This is a genomic window from Candidatus Phytoplasma oryzae (assembly GCF_003263355.1).
Lineage (GTDB): Bacteria > Bacillota_I > Bacilli_A > Acholeplasmatales > Acholeplasmataceae > Phytoplasma > Phytoplasma oryzae_B.
Genome location: NZ_JHUK01000004.1, coordinates 14860 through 33346, shown reverse-complemented (window position 1 = coordinate 33346; position 18487 = coordinate 14860). Strand labels below are relative to the sequence as shown.

The window sequence follows — 18487 nt, the reverse complement described above, 5'->3', positions numbered from 1 at the left end:
CATTTTGATTATAAATGATTTGAGCACATATTTTAAAGGTTTTTCGTTAATCTCCTTGATAAATTTGACAAAGATTAAAGCAAAAAGACTATGAGTTAGTCTTGTTTTTAGTTAAAAAAATGTATTATTTTCTCTTTAAAAGTTTCTTTTTCCTTATTTTATAATTTGATTTCATAGCGACCAAACGGATTTTTTTCTCTTTTACATAAAGAAATAAGATAGCTACCACAATGGTAATAGAACTTAAAACCCCTATTTTTAAAAGAAAGAAAGGATGATGTGGATTTAAAAAGTCATAAGGATAAGAATGATATTTATGCCCCAGATATAAAACAGCTATTAAATAAACTAATAAATGAATCACTCCTAGATAAAAATGTTTTAATTTTAAAACGGTTTGATCGATTAAAAAATAATAAAAAAGAAAAACAGTGGTTAAAAAATAATGTTCTAAGACGGAAATAAAAACTTCTAAATGAGTTCTTTGAGCTAATAAATGATGATTTTCATTTTTTAGATAAAGAATCATCATCATAAAACTATCTAAAGCACAAATAAAAAGAGCATATTTATTGTCCCAATCGAATAAAAGGTTGATTAAAAAAGTAAGATTGATTAATAAAACCACTTGTCTAGTAAATAAGTAAAAGGAAAAGAAAGGTTTTCGATATCCTTTAAAAATACTTAAAATTAAAACACTTAAACTTAAAAGAAAAAAGGTTAAATCTAAAATTCTTTTTTTGTTTTTCATTAAACTCCTTTTATTCAACATTAAACTTTTCAGTATAAACACTCAAGGTTTTACGAACTGGATTAAAGTGAAGGTGATATTCTTTCCAATCGGTTAATTGATTATCAGGATTATAAGCTAAACTAGCTTTTCCAATATAATAATCCTTATCTTCATCTAAAAGATATTGGGGTCCATCATAATAAAACCACATTACCCCGGTTGCTTCTTCACATCTCATGAATCCGATATATCGAATTAACGGTGAATCTACTACTACTCCTGGTCTAAAAGTAGTAGAACAAAAGGCATTTTGATTAGCATCCGTACGCCATTTGTTAAAGGGTTGTTTTACAAAAGGCAAGATATCAGTAGGTTCTTTTTGAGTTTGAAAACGATGTTTTAAAAAGATAATTTCATAACTATTTTGGTCTTTTATTTCTTTTTGTTGTTCTTTTTCCAATTCTTTTTGATAATATCCTAAACCATTTAAACCATAAAAAGTATATTTTTTAGTTATCATTGATTGACCTTGAGGATCTTGCCATTGTTTCGTAACAGATACTTTTGGTTCAGGAATAGGGATTTGAACAAACTCAGTTTTTGAAGGAAAAAAATTAATAATAATGATAATCACAACTATCAAAAAAAGTAAAAGAAGTATTATCCATTTAAAGATTTTTTTAAACTTACTTTTTTTGGGTTGCATAAATTAAACTTTTACTCCTTTTTAATACTAAATGTTTTTTTCACTATTCTTATTTTAAGTTAAAAGATTAAGAAAACCAACTTTTAAATGTATTCCATGCTTTTTTAGTTTTATTAACTATATAACTGAAATCATCATCTACTTTTTGACTAATAGTTGATCCTATCCCAGACCATTTTTCAGTTTTTGTTTTTAGTTCTTCTTTTTTATTGGCATATTTTTTGTTTTTCTTAACCAATTCATCTATTTGAACTTGTAAATTTGTTTTAGTTTTTTGATGTTCTTTTTTTTCTTTTCTTAGATCTTCTTTTAGTTTATTAATTTCATTTTCTAAGAGTTGGTTTTTTTGAGTATTTTTTTCATTAGCCGCTTCCATTCCTTCGATTTTAGCTTCTAAAGCTTTAATGGTTTGTCCTTTTTGCACCCAAGCATCCATTTGATTATTTAGTTCTTGGTCTAAACGAATAATTTCTTCTTTTTTTTCTTTTAATTCTTCTTCTAATTGAGTAATTTGTGCTTGTTGAGTTTTAATAATGTCAGCTTGTTCTTTTTTAGTTTGTTCTTCAATTAACTGTTTATTTTTAAGCGTCCATAACTCCAATTGTTGACTTTGTAATTGTAAATTTAAAGCCATTTTTTCTTGTTCTAGTCGTTCTTGAGCATAATTTCTTTGTTGAAAATAATCAGTGATTCTTGTTTTAAGAGTTTGATGAGCAGAAGTTTGCATCTTTTCTTCTTCTTTTTGTTTATAAAAAGTTGAAGAAGAACTAGAAGAAGAAGATGATGGTCGCTTAAATTGACTTATGGACTCAGGATTTTTTTTTTAAAATCATCCATTTGTTGAAGCGAATCAGGTTGTTTAGTAGGTTGTTTAATTTGATTAATAACTACTTGTTCGGTCGGTTTAGGTGGTAGATCAGTAGTAGATGGTTTTGAATCTTTTAAATGATATAGTTTATACAAAAAAACTAAACTAAAACCCCAAAAGGAAAGACGACTAATCCATTTTAAACCTCCTAAAACAAAATTACGAGACATATTAGTAGTTAAATTAGTAGCGATTAAACCAGTTAAAATAGTGCCTATAGTCACGATCCACATAGTCGATTTAGAAGAATGTTTCTTATTAAATAACCATTCCCATGTTTTTTTAATTGGTTCATCAATATATTTATTATAATGTTTTACTACATATTCTATGATTTCCTTCCCTTTCTTACTGATAGCTGCATAAACTTCCGGAAAAAACTTAAATAATACTAATCCTAAAGCGCCTAATAAAATGAGCCAAGGCAACCAAAAAAGAAAAGTGGCCACAATCTTTCCTATTTTAATCCATAAATTATTTTGTCGAGTACTCTGAGTCATAGGTTGTTCAATGCTGATCTTAACAGGGTTCATTGATGATGATTGTCTATAAATGCTTTTTTTAGGAGTTATTTTTTGTTTTTTCTTAGAAGGTATAATATTTTTAAAAAATGATTTTTTACTCATTAGCTAGTTCCTTTCTTTTTTTATTTGGTATTAAATTTTTTATCATAAACCATGATTTGGTTTTTAACTGGATTAAAGTGAAGGTGATATGTTTTAGTAGAACCAAATCCTATTTGGTTATTCGGATCATAAGGTAAATCCGCAAAACCAATATAATAATCCTTATCTTCATCTAAAAGATATTGGGGTCCATCATAATAAAACCACATTACCCCGGTTGCTTCTTCACATCTCATGAATCCGATATATCGATTTAATGGTGAATCTACTACTAATCCTTTCGAAAAAGTAGCAGAACTAAAGGCATATTGATAAGCATCCGTACGCCATTTGTTAAAAGGTTTTTTTACAAAAGCTAAAACATCACTTGGTTCATCATGACCAGGCCAAGTTAAAGTATGAAAACGATATTGTTTAATAACTTTGGTTAAATCTTTTTTCTTCGGTAAAAAACTTTTAATTCCTTTTAACCAGTCTTGATATACTGTTTCCTGAGCTAAACGATGTTTTTTGATTTGTGCGAAAGTTTTTTTAATTCCTTGTTGATAATCCAATACTTCGTCTAAATCAGAAGGTAACATCACACTATGGAGAGGATTTTGAACTTTATACTTATAAGTTTTTTGATAAGCGTTATCAATGATTTTACTTAGATCACGGTTAGAATAACCTTTCTTTTGACATTTAGTAGCGATGGTTGATAAATGATTAAAAGTATGATAACTAATTTGATAATTTCTTAATTGATGTTTTAAAAAGCCTTCAATTTCTTCATCCTGAATTAAATCAATTTTAATTAATTTACTAAAACGGTTTTTTAAAGCAGCATCGACTTGGTTTAAATGATTTGTTGCCGCCATTAAAATAATCTTTTTCTCGCTACTTTTAAAACCATCAAGTTTTAAAAGTAAATTATTGACAATGTTAATAGCTACTTTATTATCACTTTTAGTTTCTCGATTGGCTAACCCACTGATTTCATCAATAAAGATAATACTTTTATCATGTGATTCTGCTTCACGCCAAATCTTTTCGAGTTCTTCATTCCCTTCTCCTACGTAAGTTTTATCAAAACGAGAAGGATCGATTTCTAAGTAATAAGCCCCGGTTTCTTCACATAAAGCTTTCATTAAAAAACTTTTTCCGGTACCAGGTGGGCCATATAATAAATAACCACGGGGTTTAATTTGATCAAAATTCACTAAATTAGGTTGATCAGCTTTTAAATAAGTAATTAAATCTGCTAATTCTTCTTTTTCTTGTTCCATTCCATAAACATCATCAAAAGTAATTTTCTTTTTTTGATTAATCCACGGTTGATTTAAACGACGGGCAGTTAATTCTTTTCTGAGTTCTTCTAATTGACGACTAAAAGTCACTAATTGACTATCTAAAAACAAATCATAAGCTTTTAATTGATCAAAAGTCGTTTGATCATTATCCGTTTTACTCAGTAAAGTTTTAATTTTTGCTTTATTAGCTTGATTATAAGCAATTGCCTCTTCTAAAGTTTTACTTTTTTGTTCTAAATAACCTTGTTTTTGGAGATTACCATGTTGATAAGTGAGCCATTCAATCTTTTGAGTATTATTTTGTTGATTTAAATAAATAGCCGGAATTTTAGCTTGCCAAGCTTGTCCTTCTTTAATTTTAGCTTCTTTTTGAGTTTTTAAAGTTGTTAATTGTCCTTCTTTTTTCTTTTTATCTGCTTCTTTTAAACTAGTGTCTTTTAATTCTTCTTCTAAAATTTTGATTTGGTCACTTAAAGTTTTAATTTCAGTATTAATTTCTGTTAATTTAGTTTGAATGATGTTCGTTTGATTCTTAATTTCTTCTTGTTCTTTAGTTCTTTTTTCTTTTTCTTCTCGAAGTTGTTTGTCTATTTCTTGGAGATAATGATCTAAGGACTGTTCTTCTTCTTTTTTTTTAACTTCTTCTGACAAAAGAGATGGAGAAGATTGATAATTAAGCGAAGTAGAAGGTATTTTTATTTTTTGTTTAAACACCCCATAAAGCGTTAAACTCATCATACCGATCGTACTAAGACCTAAGAACCACCAATAAAGTTTGGATGACCAAGTAGTTTGTTTCATGTTTTACTCCTTTTAAGTTTAATTAAGTTTCTTGTTTCCAAAAAAGCCATCATTTTGTTTAAAAGAACTCTTAAAGGAAGAGTTGATTCATAACTTTTAACTGTTAAATCCTTTTGAAAGAAATGTTCATAACCTTGACTTACTTTCTTAAAATAAACTTTCGTTCTTCTTTCAAAGTAATCTAGTTGATTATCTTTTGGTTTTCTTTTTAAGCCTTCTGTTGGTTCAATCTTTAAATAAAAAGTAAGATCTGGTTGGAGAAAAAAAGCTTGCATGAGTTGTTTAAAATAATGGTCAGAAAGTTTTAATTGATAGCCAGCCACTTGATAAGCATAAGTAGAAGCAAGCCAACGATCTGTTAAAACAATCTTCTTTTCTTTTAAAGCGGATTTAATCAATTCTGTTTGGGTTTGAGCCATATTAGCTAAACTTAACCATACTCTAGTGACGCTAGTTAATTTTTTTTCGCATAAAAACATTTGGCGAAGCAGCTGTCCAATCGAAGAACTTCTTAATCCTTCGATGATTAAGACTTGATGATGATATTTTTTTTCTAAAAGAATTTTTAAATGTTGGATACAAGTAGTTTTTCCACTCCCATCTAAACCTTCAAAGACGATGAAAGGCATCTTTTTCTCCTTTCTTATTGAATTTTTAAATGTTGAATTAAATTGTTTAATTACTTTCTAACGTTTTTAATTGAGTTTCTTTCATGGTTTTTAATTCTTTAAGTTTGGTCGTAATTTCTTCATTTAAGAAAGGAATTTTTAACTCAGCTTCGATTTGTTTTAACGCTAGATTTAGGTAATATTTATCGATATATTTAGCAATTTGGGTTTGAATAGTGGTTTGACGTGTTTCTTTTGTAGTTTTTTCAGTATTGATTTTTGTTTTTTTATTAGTATCCGTTGTCTCATCCGCTTGTTTTTTTAAATGAGCGATTGTTTTGATTAATTCTTCTTTTTCATCAATCATTTTTTCCGTTTCTTTAATCTTTAAACATTCGGCTTCTTTTTTACTTTGTTGCCCTTTTAAACGATATTTTTCTTCAGTAGTTTTACTGTTTTTAATTTGTTCTTCTAAACTTTGAATTTCTTCACTTAAAGTTTTAAAGTAATTATTTAACGATAGGCGTTCTTCTAAGAGGTCTCTTTGGCTTTTTCTTAAATTAATTAAACTATTTAACAAAGTTTTTTCTTCTGTTTTTAAAGTAAGATCTTTAGTTGCTTTTTCTCTGATTTGAATGACATAATTCACAAAATTGTTTTTTTGTTCTAAATCATCTATCTTTTTAATCAAGTCTATCATTTCTTGGGAAAGAATAGACTCTTCCGGTTTATTTTTTATAACTTCTGTGGTAACTTTTGTTTCTTCTTTATTAGACTCTTTTTGTTCTTCTTTGATTTGAAAAACAGCATAAAGCACAATTCCTACTACTACTATTAAAATTACTATACTTAAAATAATTTCTAAAGATCCTTTTTTTTTAACATTAGACATTTTCTTCTATTACTCCTTTTGCTTTCTTTTTTTCTTCTAACAAAGAATTTTTTCTCTTTTCAGAAGGGTTAAAATGTAAATTTTTAATGGTTAAAGATAAATCTTGAAAAGTTTTTTCCCTTTCTTTTTTCATCAATTTCACTATTTTTTGACTAGAAGGAAGAGTGGGAAAAAATATTTTTTTAATTAAAAACATTAAAAAACAAGTAAAACCACTGCCTAAGATAAAACCTAAACTAAATAAATAAGTTTGACTATTCATCTTCTTGATCCTCCTTTTGGTTTTGAGGTTCTTTTTTAACTTCTAAAGAATTTTTTAATTTAGGATGTTTTGAAATAAAATTACTTAATTCTTTCATTTGTTCTTCTTTTTCTTTCATTAACTGAGTGATTTTTTGGTCTTGTAAAACTACTAGTTTTTTTAAATATTGGGCTTTTTTCTTTTTAAATAACCATCCTAAAGGCTTGACTAACAACAATTGATAACAACGTTTTAAAAAGACAAAAAAAGGTCTAAAACCAGTGATAATCATGATGGTGAGCCAAACTGTAAACATCCATTCGCTTCGACGGTCTAACACTTCACTTTGGGTAAAACCACAAGCAAAATCTTTTAAAATAGCTAAACCAGCGACCAGCCAATTTAAAATAAACAAATCAAATCATCCTCCTTTGTTTTATTGATAAGCCTCTTTAGCTTGAAAAAGAGAAGTAAGCAGGAGATTAACAAGCTTCGATGAAACTTACTTCTCTTTTTCAAGCTAAAGAAACTAAGAAGAACTTTATTTCTTGTTTAAAGCTGTTTTGATCGCTTTTTTAAAATCATCAGCTAAACTAAAAGTAACTGTTTGATGAGCAGGAAAGTTGATCATTCTTTTTTTTTTAGCCGTTCTTAAAAGATTCATATCTAAACCTTTACGAGTAGGTACTTTTTTAATTTTAAAACTACCAATCGGACTAAAAGAAACACCTTTTCCTTGGGATAAAGTACTATATAAAACTTCTTTCCAAGTAAATAAAATATGATGAATTTCTTTTTGACTATGACGAGTTTTTTTCGCTATTTTAGTGATTAATTCTTTTTGTGTAATTTTAGCTTTCTCACTTGTTTGTTGTTTAATTTTCTTTTTTTTAGCCATCATTAGGCCTCCTTTATTATTTTGAAAATCTTTCTTCTTCTAGAAAGGATTAATTTTGACTTCCTAAAAGAAGAAAGGATAAAATAAAATGTTAATAACAATTGCATAAATAAGATCATTAAATAGCTAACTCTACTTTTTAAAATCTTTGTTAAAAAAAAGCTCCTTTGGGAATCATCTGCAGTGGTTTCGTTAGCTTATTGACACATATCATCAACAGTTTACCGTCTTATTGAGGACGCTTAAATCATTCTTTATTTTTTAAAAGTTCCTTATATTGGTTTAATTGTTTTAAATAACGATGACCTTTCACCAACATTTCTTGAATAAAGCTTTCATCTAAACAAACTTCTTGAATCACATAATCATTGTCTTGAAAATAAACTAAAAAATAAGCTTTAGAAGTTTCCGAACAATAAAGCTCACATTGAATTTGAGCCCAATAATAAGGAAGAATAATTTGTTTCTCCCAAAAGTCTTTCCAACTAGGACTCTCTTTTTTAAGAAGACATTTAATCTCTAACATTGTTTTGGATTCTTCATGATAACCATCTAAAGAAGCGGAAAAAGGCGCTTGTACAAAAACAGCTGGTTCATAATTACGGTTTTTAAGAATACTAAAAAATAAATTAGCTTTGGATTCTGTTTTTTTCCCATGTTCTACGGCTTCGTTGGTTACAAAATTACTTCCAAATAATTTCTTTTTAATTAACTCTTCTATCGTTTCATAAGGATTTAAACCCATGATCGTTCCGATTTCAGAAGCATTGACATAGTTTTTCCGATGTCTAAACCATTCCCAACTATTCTGTTTTAAATTAATTTTCATCTTTTTTTTCCTCATCTTTTATTTTTTTTCTACAAATTTGTTTTTTCTTGTATTGGATAATTTGCAGTTGGTTTAATTGATGTTTTGATTTCAAATAACAATTTAAATTAATTAAAAGCCGGATTAAATTAACTAAAAAATAAAGCGGAATACTAACTAAAATCGTTAAACCTAAACTAACAACTATTGCTAAAAATTGTTCTAAATTCATTTCTTTTTTTCTCCTTTGTTTATGCTTTTTTCTAAAAAAATAAACTTTTTTCTTTTTAAAGAGGTTTAAATGGGTGTTAGTCAAATCTTCTAAATCTACAAAACCACTGTAATTGTAGTTAACAATAGGACGATTAGTAGTTCGGATATAAATAGCCTCTAAATTAGTTTCTGATCGACAATGAAAGTTTTTTTTTTTGAGTAACAAAGTCATCTGGGCTAATTTTTGTTCTTTTTTAGTTATTTTCATTAAACAATGCTTAGTTAAAAAAGACCAAATTTCTTTTTGATGTTGAATATAAATGGTTTTTATTTCGCTTATTTTCATCTTAATAAAGCTTCTTTTCTTCGAATTTTTGAATTTTTAAATGAAAGAGAAAAGGACATTGACCAATTTGACCATTCCTGTTTTTAGCAATAATAACCTCTGTTTCGACTATTTCTCTATGAAAATCAATGTTTTCAGGTTGAAATCTAGCTAAAAAGATGACAATATCAGCATCTTGTTCAATGCTCCCGGAATCTCTTAAATCAGATAATTGAGGTCTTTTCTTTTCTCTTTTTTCAATTTCTCTAGATAACTGAGAAAGACAAATAATCGTCATTTTTAATTCTTTGGCTAATAACTTAAGTTCTCGAGAAATTTGAGAAACAGTTTCATAGCTTTTCAATGCTTTATCACTTTCAAAAGCTTTTAACAGTTGAAGATAATCAATAAAAACAAGGTTCAACCCTTTTGTTTGTTTTAACCAACGACATTTTTCTTTAATATGAGTCATCGTATTTAATCCTTCATCATCCAAAAAAAGTTGATAATAATTAATTTCTTCTGTTTTAGTTTCTATTAGCTTTTGTTCTTGAGTCGAAAAAGCTTGAAAAGAATAAGTTTGGAGTTGACGAAAAGGAATGTGGGTCATCATACTCAAACACCTTAGTCCTAATTGAATACTATTCATTTCTAAACTAAAAACTGCTACTTTCAAATGTTCATTATTTGCAAAAGCTTTTAACATCAAATTTAACATGAAGGTGGTTTTACCCATTCCTGGACGAGCTGCTAAAATCACCAGTTGTTCTGGTTGCCAACCACCGGTCATTTCATCTAAAGCAGCAAAACCAGTAAACCAACCTAAAAACTGTTTTGAGTTTTGTTTGTAATTATTTCTTTTATTTTTTGAAATAAAGTTTTTGCCGTGATAAAAAAAGTGGTTTGAGGTAAATTAATCAATTGATGCAATTGTTCTTTACTTCTTTCAATTAATTGATAAAAATGACTGGCCTCTTCGGTTTGTAAAGTATGATGAACCATTTGGTTCAGTAGTTGAATTTTTTCTTTTCATGGAGGCTTCTTTTAGAAATTCAATGTAATTATTCAAATGATAAACTGAAGGAAATAAATTATCTAATTTCAGTAAATAGGCTTTTATCCCACCTTCAATCTAGATTTGATTGTTTTTTAACCAAAGATAAACCGATAAATAATCAATTTCTTTTTGTTCTTGAAATAAATGCTTCATAGTTTTATATATTTTTTGATGATCAATATTAAAAAAATATTCTGTTTTTAGTTCGGAAATTATTTTTGTAATATATTGGCTACCTAAAAGGAAAATTCCTAAAATGGTTTGTTCAGTGTCTAAATAATAAGGCACTGAAAAGTTTTTGAAATAATTTTTTCTTGGATATTATTTTTCTTCATGATATTCACCTATTTTTTTATTTAAGAAACCTTCTTGATCATAATTTTCAGTATACAGAAATCCACTATTGATCAGATTATACTTGGTATATCTTGTCAGTTGTTTGGAAGAATAATAAATTTTTTCACTGATTAGTTTCCGATGTTTTCAAGAATACTTTTCTTTTGATAACTTTTTAAAACTTGGTTTCGATAAAAGAACCAATGATGTTTAATTTGGTTGTCGGAATCTATTATGATCATTTCTTTAATTAATGTTGTTTCAGGCTGAGGATAATAAACTATTTCTTTATTTACAAAACATAAAAAATGATTGTTGTTGATACTGAATTTAACTTCTAAAAAATTCATTGTGTTAATCTCCTTTTATTAACAACTAGACTTTTTTACAAAAGAAAAAAGCCAAGCTATTTTTATTTATTAAATAAAAAAGCTTAGCTTTTTTTATCTTGACAACAGTACAGTTTTATATGGAACGGACTGAACCTAGAAAGCGGGATTGTTATAAAGCAACATTTTTTATAAAAATAAATTATACAAATGACAAATTTTTATTTGTAACTAAAAACAGTATAACTCAAAAAAAAAGAAAGTCAACTATTCATAGTTAACTTTTTTCTATAAAAAAAGAAAGTGTGTAAAGTATTTAAAAAAAACTTTATAATTTAAAAAAAATAGTTCTAAAAAGACCTATTTTCAGTTCTTAATCATCCAAAAGAACTTTCAAAAAAAACTCTCAATTTGACAAATAATCAACTTTGCTTTCAAAAAAAGATTTATTACCTTCTTCTCCTTAACTATTACGTAGACCACTTTCGTTAAGCTATATTGATGTTTGATATAAAATATGATGAATTCAGAGTAAACATTTTTTTCATTTTAAATATTTTCTATTTTTAGTAAATTTTAAAAATAGAAGTTGATCTTTTTCAAAAATAAAAGAAAAAAGAAAGTAACAAAGAAAAAAAGAAAAGATAATATATAGTTAACTTACTTACTTTAGTAAGTAAGTTAACTAATATATATTGTTTACTAACGTTCACCAACATGATATCTCAAGTAAAAAGATTTGTCAATCCTAAATTAAAAAAAAAAGTAAAAAAAGAAAAAAGAAGTTAATAAGCAGAAAAAAAGAGGAAAAAACGCTGTAGTCTGACTTATAAAAAAGAAGAAATCAAGCTCTCTTTTTTTTAAGATAATCGAATTTGTTTATTAACTACTAGCAGTGCAACTCAAAAGAAAAAAAGTAAACATAAAAAAATAGCTAATTTTTTTAATAAAAGGTATTTTATGAGAGCAAATACAATATAAAAGATAAAATAAAAAGAAAAGATATTTTTAAAAGTTATTATGTTTGAATTGTTTAATTATTTTATTAATTTTTGTGAATTTGTACTATTCATATTTACTTTGCCGAAAATTTATAAAAATTTTTATAAAAATCATTATTATTATTTTGAAAAAAAATATAAAATATGTTTTTTAAATGATAAGAGTATAAAATCTAATATTAATTATCTAGAAAAGAAATATTTTATCCATTTCTTTTCTACTATTGAAACTTGTTTAATTTCAATTACTTTATATTCATTTTTATTAAAACTATATATGTTATTTTTTTGGAGACAATCGTTTATTTTTGTTTTATTTTCTCTATACCATTTATTCTTTCGTTCCTGTTATTTCTTTTATTTTTTTATTTGATATCTATAAAATTAAAAAGAAAATTTAAATAAAATAGATATAAAAAATATGAGTACAAAATATTTTATAATAGAACTTTAAAAAATTACAAATTTCTAATTTGATAATTTTCTAGGTTCAGACCGAGATAGAGAAAGAGAGAGTAGTCCGAACCTAGAAAGTGGTACCAGAGGACATCAAATAATTTAAGCAAATAAAACCAAATTGTTTATTAATAAATAAACAGTTTGGTTTTTTTCTTTTGCCTAAAAGTCAAATGGTTAAAAAAAGGAGATTAACAAATGCATTTCCAAGATTTAGAATTATTTTTGTTCCAATATCCAACTCTTGCTTCTTTGTCACAAAAAATCATTTATTTTAATAATCCTAAAATCAAAACAAAAAGAATTAAAGAAATTATGATTCAAGACGATCAAAAAAAAGAAAAACACTGTTGGATTTTTTATTTTAATCAATTCTTAAGAAGTTATCAAAAGTATTCTTTAAAACATCAAAAAGTAATAAGCGAAAAAGTTTTTTATCCTTCTGGTCAATTAAGAAGATATACGGAATATGATTTATATCAAAATACTTTTCTTTATAACGAAAATTATGATCAAGATGGTTGTTTAATTAATAAACAAGGTATTTTGACATGTTAAAAAACAAAAACCAACTTAATTATTTTAAAAATTTACCTCTTCCGTATTACTTAGATGCTGAACAAGCCGTTTTAGGAATTCTTTTTTTTGATGAAAAACAAATTGTTCATGTTTTAAATCAATTAAAAAATGAAGATTTCTTTCATCCAGATCATCAAAAAATTTATCAAGCAATGTATCATTTACATCAAAATCATAAAATCATTGATTATTTTTCTGTTGATCTGTGGTTAAAAAAACAATGTATCACTATTACAGGCGGAACTGATTATTTAATGAAACTGGGTAGTTCTTTTCCTTCTTTATATCATTTAGATAATTACATTGAATTTTTAAAAGAAGCGACTATCAAAAGAAAAATGCTTCAATTAATGAATAGGATGGTTCATGAAACTTTAAATTATGAAAATGAAGGCCATTTTCATCAATTAATGGAAGAAAGTCAAGCCGAAATAAAAGCCTTAATTAATTCACCTCAAAAAGCTTTTTTAACTGCTAAAACTTTATTTCAACAAATCCAACAACAAATGCAAAAAAGAAAGAAAGAAAGTTTTTTAGGTTGGTTTACTGGTTTTGCTGCTTTAGATGAAATGACCGGTGGTTGGCAACCAGAACAACTGGTGATTTTAGCAGCTCGTCCAGGAATGGGTAAAACCACCTTCATGTTAAATTTGATGTTAAAAGCTTTTGCAAATAATGAACATTTGAAAGTAGCAGTTTTTAGTTTAGAAATGAATAGTATTCAATTAGGACTAAGGTGTTTGAGTATGATGACCCACATTCCTTTTCGTCAACTCCAAACTTATTCTTTTCAAGCTTTTTCGACTCAAGAACAAAAGCTAATAGAAACTAAAACAGAAGAAATTAATTATTATCAACTTTTTTTGGATGATGAAGGATTAAATACGATGACTCATATTAAAGAAAAATGTCGTTGGTTAAAACAAACAAAAGGGTTGAACCTTGTTTTTATTGATTATCTTCAACTGTTAAAAGCTTTTGAAAGTGATAAAGCATTGAAAAGCTATGAAACTGTTTCTCAAATTTCTCGAGAACTTAAGTTATTAGCCAAAGAATTAAAAATGACGATTATTTGTCTTTCTCAGTTATCTAGAGAAATTGAAAAAAGAGAAAAGAAAAGACCTCAATTATCTGATTTAAGAGATTCCGGGAGCATTGAACAAGATGCTGATATTGTCATCTTTTTAGCTAGATTTCAACCTGAAAACATTGATTTTCATAGAGAAATAGTCGAAACAGAGGTTATTATTGCTAAAAACAGGAATGGTCAAATTGGTCAATGTCCTTTTCTCTTTCATTTAAAAATTCAAAAATTCGAAGAAAAGAAGCTTTATTAAGATGAAAATAAGCGAAATAAAAACCATTTATATTCAACATCAAAAAGAAATTTGGTCTTTTTTAACTAAGCATTGTTTAATGAAAATAACTAAAAAAGAACAAAAATTAGCCCAGATGACTTTGTTACTCAAAAAAAAGAACTTTCATTGTCGATCAGAAACTAATTTAGAGGCTATTTATATCCGAACTACTAATCGTCCTATTGTTAAATACAATTACAGTGGTTTTGTAGATTTAGAAGATTTGATTAACACCCATTTAAACCTCTTTAAAAAGAAAAAAGTTTATTTTTTTAGAAAAAAAGCATAAACAAAGGAGAAAAAAAGAAATGAATTTAGAACAATTTTTAGCAATAGTTATTTTTAGTTTAGGTTTAACGATTTTAGTTAGTATTCCGCTTTATTTTTTAGTTAATTTTATCCAGCTTTTAATTAATTTAAATTGTTATTTGAAATCAAAACATCAATTAAATCAACTGCAAATTATCCAACAAAAGCAAAAACAAATTCGTAGAAAAAAAATAAAAGATGCGGACCAAGAAAATGAAGATCAATTTAAAACAGAATAGTTAGGAATGGTTTAGACATCGAAAAAACTATGTCAATGCTTCTGAAATCGGAACGATCATGGGTTTAAATCCTTATGAAACGATGGAAGAGTTAATTAAAAAGAAATTATTTGGAAGTAATTTTGTAACCAACGAAGCCGTAGAACATGGGAAAAAAACAGAATCCAAAGCTAATTTATTTTTTAGTATTCTTAAAAACCGTAATTATGAACCAGCGGTTTTTGTACAAGCGCCTTTTTCCGCTTCTTTAGATGGTTATCACGAAAAATCCAAAACAATGTTAGAGATTAAATGTCCTCTTAAAAAAGAGAGTCATAGTTGGAAAGACTTTTGGGAGAAAAAAATTATTCTTCCTTATTATTGGGCTCAAATTCAATGTGGACTTTATTGTTCGGAAACTTCTAAAGCTTATTTTTTAGTTTATTTTCAAGACAATGATTATGTGATTCAAGAAGTTTGTTTAGATGAAAGCTTTATTCAAGAAATGTTGGTGAAAGGTCATCGTTATTTAAAACAATTAAACCAATATAAGGAACTTTTAAAAAATAAAGAATGATTTAAGCGTCCTCAATAAGACGGTAAACTGTTGAAAAAATAATTAGAAAGAAAAAACACACAATGAATATAGAAAGTTTTAAAGAACTATACCAAGATTTAAAAATTTTAAAAATTAAATTTCAAAAAGCAGAAGAAATAATAAACGAAAATTTTATTAAAACACAAGAAGTTTTAGTTTTTATTGAAAATTATCATAATAATACTTCACATGATGAAAGTTTTTTGCGAGTTAAAAAATTTTTTAAAGATAAATTAGGAGAAGATATTTTTTTTAATTCATTAAAAAATTTTATTCAACTTTATAAAAATTTTAAGGAAGAAGCGCAATTTAATTATATAATTTGTAAATTACAACAAGCAATTGATATTTTTCAAAATCATGAACCTTCATGAGAAGAGAATAAATGAAAAATGAACCAACAAGAAAAACAAGAATTATTAACTAATATTAAAAGTTTAGAAGAATATTTAATTGAAAAAAATAATCAAATTCATTATCATTTAGAACAAATTAATCATATTTTGGTATTTGCTCAAGATATTCAACAAAATAAAATAGAAGATTTTATTAATCAAATTAAAACTTTTTAAAAGATTCCATGGTTAAATCTTTTTTTAAAAAAAAATCAGATCATATAGAAAAAGATTTTTTAACTATATCAATGGATCAATCGATTAAAGCTTGGGATATTTTCGAAAAAGAAGGTAATTTTGAAAAAATTATTTTTAAATTACAACAAATTATCGCTGTTTTTGATGTATTAATAATGCAAGAAGTACAAGTATAAGTTAAAAAAATATACTAAATCATCCTCAATAAGACGGTAAACTGTTGATGATATGTGTCAATTAGCTAACGAAATCACTGCAGATGATTCCTAAAGGAACTTTTTTAACAAAGATTTTAAAAGATAGAGTTAGCTATTTAATGATATTTTTATTCCATTTTTATTAACATTAATAATAAAAAGAGGATTAAACATAGCTAAAAAAACACTAAAAAATAAATTAACAAAATAACTCAACAAGAATTAATGGCTAAAATAGCGAAAAAAAACTGGTCTATAGTCAAAAAGAAATTCATCATATTTTATTTGTTTAGAAAGCAGTTTTATATAGTACTTTATCCCAAGGGAAAGGTTGTTTCCTTTAGTCCGATTGGTAGTTTCAAAATTAAACAAATACCATCCAAAAAAGAAGTAGAAATCCAACTTTTAATCCGAAGATCCCTAAAAACAAAAGAGTTACTAAAATCATTCATCATCCTGCTAATCAAATAGTTATTTTTAGTTTGGCTGATGATTTTAGAAAAGCGATTAAAATAGCTTTAAACAAAAAATAAAGTTCTTTTTAGCTTCTTTAGCTTGACAAAGAGAAGTAAGTTTCATCGAAATTTGTTAATCTCCTGCTTACTTCTCTTTGCCAAGCTAAAGAAGCTTAATCAAATGAAAGAGGATGATTGATTTGTTTATTTTAAATTGATTAGTTGTTGGATTAGCTATTTTAAAAGATTTTGTTTTTGGTTTTACCCAAAACGAAGTGTTAGACCGTTGGATCGAATGGATTGTTAACCGTTAACCGTTTTTTGGCTTATCATCATGATTATCACTGGTTTTAAACCTTTTTTTGTCTTTTTAAAACATTGTTATCAGTTGTTGTTAGTCAAACCTTTAGGATGGTTGTTTAAAAAGAAAAAAGCTCAATATTTAAAAAAAATTGTTGTTTTACAAGAACAAAAAATCGTTCAGTTAATTCAAGAAAAAAAGAAAAAAGAAAAAGTATTCAGTGATTTTATTTTAAAACATCCCAAATTAAAAAATTCTTTAGAAGTTAAAACAGAACCTCAAGCAAAAAAAGAGGGTAAAGAAGATGAATAGTCAAACTTATTTATTTAGTTTAGGTTTTTCTTGGGCAGTGGTTTTACTTGTTTTTTTAATGTTTTTTAATTAAAAAAATGTTTTATCCCACTCTTCCTTCTAGTCAAAAATATTGCAATTAATAAAAAGAGAAAGAGAAAAAACTTTCCAAGATTTATCTTTAACCATTAAAAATTTATATTTTAATCCTGCTGAAAAAAAATCAAAAGACTTTGTTAGCAGAAAAAAAAGAAATAAAAATGAATAGAAGAACATGTCTAATGTTAAAAAAAAGATCTTTAGAAATTATTTTAAGTATAGTTATTTTAATAGTAGTAGTGGGAATCATACTTTATGCTGTTTTTCAAATCAAAGAATAGAAAAAAGATGCTAATAAAGAAAAAACGAAAGTTACCACAGAAGTTATGAAAAATAAACCAGAATAATCTATTCTTTCCCAGGAAATGATTAAGATGATTAAAAAAATAGATGATTTAGAACAAAAAAACACTTTTGTAAATTATTTAATTAAAATCAGAGAGGCAGAAGTCAAAGATACAGCTTCAAAAACAGAAGAAAAAACTTTATTAAATAGTTTAATTAATTCAAGAAAAAGACCAAAAAAAGACATCTTAGAAGAATGCCTTAGGTTATTAAATAATTATTTTAAAATTTTAAGTGAAGAAATTCAAATTTTAGAAGAACAAATTAAAAACAGTAAAAATACTGAAGAAAAATATCGTTTAAAAGGATAACAAAATAAAAAAATCCGAATGTTTAAAGATTAAAGAAACGGAAAAAATGATTGATGAAAAAGAAGAATTAATCAAAACAATCGCTAATTTAAAAAAAAGCCGATGAAACAACAGATACTGATAAAAAACGAAAATAATTACAGAAAAAACTACAAAGTAAACTCGTAAAACCACTATGCAAACTTAAATTAGTAAATATGTGGATAAATATCGCCTAGGTTTAGCTTTAAAAAAAATATAGAAGCAGAGTTAAAAATTCCTTTCTTAAATGAAGAAATTACAACTAAGCTAAAGGAATTAAAAGCATTGAAAGAAACCTAATTAAAAAATTTAGAAAGTAGTTAATTTCTGACTTTACTTTTTTAACAACCTTTAAATAAAAAGGCTTCCTGGATTCATAAGAACATCTAAATAATATTATTTATTACTATCTATTGGAAGGGATAAAAGTAAAAATAAAAATTTTGTCCTGCATAAGATATTAAACTATTCTTTTAAAAAAACTTTAAAAATTAATGTCAGTTAATTTTTAAAGAAAATTTCTTAATTTTTTTATTTTTAAATATTAAAATAAAAGTAAATTTTATTTTAATGTTTTTAATTGAGAATATTTTTTTTTGATTTTTAAATTTATATACGCTTT

26 protein-coding genes and 1 pseudogene are annotated in these 18487 nt (G+C 26.0%); 11 read left to right on the top strand and 16 right to left on the bottom strand.

Translation table 11 applies throughout. The annotated features are described in order from the left end of the window. Nucleotides 1–124: 124 nt before the first annotated feature. From DH96_RS01805 to DH96_RS01730, 16 genes are all read right to left on the bottom strand, one after another. Nucleotides 125–751 carry a hypothetical protein gene (locus DH96_RS01805; protein WP_111961368.1) on the bottom strand — a complete coding sequence of 209 codons (627 nt, stop codon included), beginning with the start codon at nt 749–751 and terminating at the stop codon, nt 125–127. Between the two features lie 10 nt (nt 752–761). Further along, nucleotides 762–1439, bottom strand: a complete 678-nt coding sequence (locus DH96_RS01800; protein ID WP_111961367.1) for a hypothetical protein — start codon at nt 1437–1439, stop codon at nt 762–764. Between the two features lie 67 nt (nt 1440–1506). Continuing rightward, the gene (locus DH96_RS01795) at nt 1507–2166 is read right to left on the bottom strand and encodes a hypothetical protein (protein WP_111961366.1); all 660 of its coding nucleotides are present in this window, start codon (nt 2164–2166) and stop codon (nt 1507–1509) included. Between the two features lie 74 nt (nt 2167–2240). Then, a complete protein-coding gene (locus DH96_RS01790) occupies nt 2241–2933 on the bottom strand; it encodes a hypothetical protein (RefSeq protein WP_111961365.1) in 693 nt (230 codons plus the stop codon). Nucleotides 2934–2953: 20 nt separating this feature from the next. Next, on the bottom strand, nt 2954–5026 hold the full coding sequence (locus DH96_RS01785) for an AAA family ATPase (protein ID WP_111961364.1): 2073 nt from the start codon (nt 5024–5026) through the stop codon (nt 2954–2956). Continuing rightward, entirely contained in the window at nt 5023–5655 is a 633-nt protein-coding gene (tmk, locus tag DH96_RS01780) for a dTMP kinase (RefSeq protein ID WP_111961363.1), read from the bottom strand. The genes DH96_RS01785 and tmk overlap by 4 nt, the downstream gene beginning before the upstream one ends. A gap of 46 nt (nt 5656–5701) precedes the next feature. After that, nucleotides 5702–6526, bottom strand: a complete 825-nt coding sequence (locus DH96_RS01775) for a hypothetical protein (protein WP_111961362.1) — start codon at nt 6524–6526, stop codon at nt 5702–5704. Beyond that, a complete protein-coding gene (locus DH96_RS01770) occupies nt 6519–6788 on the bottom strand; it encodes a hypothetical protein (protein WP_066540342.1) in 270 nt (89 codons plus the stop codon). The genes DH96_RS01775 and DH96_RS01770 overlap by 8 nt, the downstream gene beginning before the upstream one ends. After that, nucleotides 6781–7182 carry a hypothetical protein gene (locus DH96_RS01765; protein ID WP_146735087.1) on the bottom strand — a complete coding sequence of 134 codons (402 nt, stop codon included), beginning with the start codon at nt 7180–7182 and terminating at the stop codon, nt 6781–6783. The genes DH96_RS01770 and DH96_RS01765 overlap by 8 nt, the downstream gene beginning before the upstream one ends. Nucleotides 7183–7308: 126 nt before the next feature. Further along, a complete protein-coding gene (locus tag DH96_RS01760; RefSeq protein ID WP_083515907.1) occupies nt 7309–7668 on the bottom strand; it encodes an HU family DNA-binding protein in 360 nt (119 codons plus the stop codon). Between the two features lie 244 nt (nt 7669–7912). Next, on the bottom strand, nt 7913–8494 hold the full coding sequence (locus tag DH96_RS01755) for a lambda-exonuclease family protein (RefSeq protein ID WP_111961360.1): 582 nt from the start codon (nt 8492–8494) through the stop codon (nt 7913–7915). After that, nucleotides 8484–9032, bottom strand: a complete 549-nt coding sequence (locus DH96_RS01750; protein WP_111961359.1) for a hypothetical protein — start codon at nt 9030–9032, stop codon at nt 8484–8486. The genes DH96_RS01755 and DH96_RS01750 overlap by 11 nt, the downstream gene beginning before the upstream one ends. A gap of 1 nt (nt 9033) precedes the next feature. After that, nucleotides 9034–9885 (bottom strand): DnaB-like helicase C-terminal domain-containing protein, encoded by an 852-nt coding sequence (locus DH96_RS01745; protein WP_281267735.1) that lies wholly within the window; start codon nt 9883–9885, stop codon nt 9034–9036. Then, nucleotides 9834–10013 carry a hypothetical protein gene (locus DH96_RS01740; protein ID WP_111961357.1) on the bottom strand — a complete coding sequence of 60 codons (180 nt, stop codon included), beginning with the start codon at nt 10011–10013 and terminating at the stop codon, nt 9834–9836. Before DH96_RS01740 ends, DH96_RS01745 begins: the two co-directional genes overlap by 52 nt. Before the next feature lie 130 nt (nt 10014–10143). Next, complete coding sequence (locus tag DH96_RS01735) at nt 10144–10356, bottom strand: DnaB-like helicase N-terminal domain-containing protein (protein WP_111961356.1); 213 nt, start codon at nt 10354–10356, stop codon at nt 10144–10146. Between the two features lie 179 nt (nt 10357–10535). Then, nucleotides 10536–10754: a hypothetical protein gene (locus DH96_RS01730; RefSeq protein ID WP_111961355.1), complete on the bottom strand. Its 219-nt coding sequence runs from the start codon at nt 10752–10754 to the stop codon at nt 10536–10538. Between the two features lie 1634 nt (nt 10755–12388). Here DH96_RS01730 and DH96_RS01720 point away from each other — a divergent pair. From DH96_RS01720 to DH96_RS01675, 11 genes and pseudogenes are all read left to right on the top strand, one after another. Then, nucleotides 12389–12748, top strand: a complete 360-nt coding sequence (locus DH96_RS01720) for a hypothetical protein (protein ID WP_111961353.1) — start codon at nt 12389–12391, stop codon at nt 12746–12748. Continuing rightward, a complete protein-coding gene (gene dnaB, locus DH96_RS01715; RefSeq protein WP_066540351.1) occupies nt 12742–14106 on the top strand; it encodes a replicative DNA helicase in 1365 nt (454 codons plus the stop codon). The genes DH96_RS01720 and dnaB overlap by 7 nt, the downstream gene beginning before the upstream one ends. Nucleotide 14107: 1 nt before the next feature. After that, a complete protein-coding gene (locus DH96_RS01710; protein WP_111961352.1) occupies nt 14108–14416 on the top strand; it encodes a hypothetical protein in 309 nt (102 codons plus the stop codon). 19 nt (nt 14417–14435) lie between these two features. Further along, entirely contained in the window at nt 14436–14675 is a 240-nt protein-coding gene (locus tag DH96_RS01705; protein ID WP_066540348.1) for a hypothetical protein, read from the top strand. 16 nt (nt 14676–14691) lie between these two features. Beyond that, nucleotides 14692–15231: pseudogene (locus DH96_RS01700) on the top strand (lambda-exonuclease family protein); the annotation flags it as partial. A gap of 62 nt (nt 15232–15293) precedes the next feature. After that, on the top strand, nt 15294–15626 hold the full coding sequence (locus DH96_RS01695; RefSeq protein WP_111961351.1) for a hypothetical protein: 333 nt from the start codon (nt 15294–15296) through the stop codon (nt 15624–15626). 18 nt (nt 15627–15644) lie between these two features. After that, nucleotides 15645–15824 (top strand): hypothetical protein, encoded by a 180-nt coding sequence (locus tag DH96_RS01690; protein WP_111961350.1) that lies wholly within the window; start codon nt 15645–15647, stop codon nt 15822–15824. Between the two features lie 8 nt (nt 15825–15832). Continuing rightward, a complete protein-coding gene (locus DH96_RS01685) occupies nt 15833–16021 on the top strand; it encodes a hypothetical protein (RefSeq protein ID WP_111961349.1) in 189 nt (62 codons plus the stop codon). An 810-nt stretch (nt 16022–16831) separates the two neighbouring features. Further along, nucleotides 16832–17110, top strand: a complete 279-nt coding sequence (locus DH96_RS01680; protein WP_111961348.1) for a hypothetical protein — start codon at nt 16832–16834, stop codon at nt 17108–17110. Nucleotides 17111–17222: 112 nt separating this feature from the next. After that, nucleotides 17223–17357, top strand: a complete 135-nt coding sequence (locus DH96_RS02235) for a hypothetical protein (RefSeq protein WP_281267734.1) — start codon at nt 17223–17225, stop codon at nt 17355–17357. Between the two features lie 205 nt (nt 17358–17562). Further along, on the top strand, nt 17563–17844 hold the full coding sequence (locus tag DH96_RS01675) for a hypothetical protein (RefSeq protein WP_111961347.1): 282 nt from the start codon (nt 17563–17565) through the stop codon (nt 17842–17844). Nucleotides 17845–18487 lie beyond the last annotated feature (643 nt).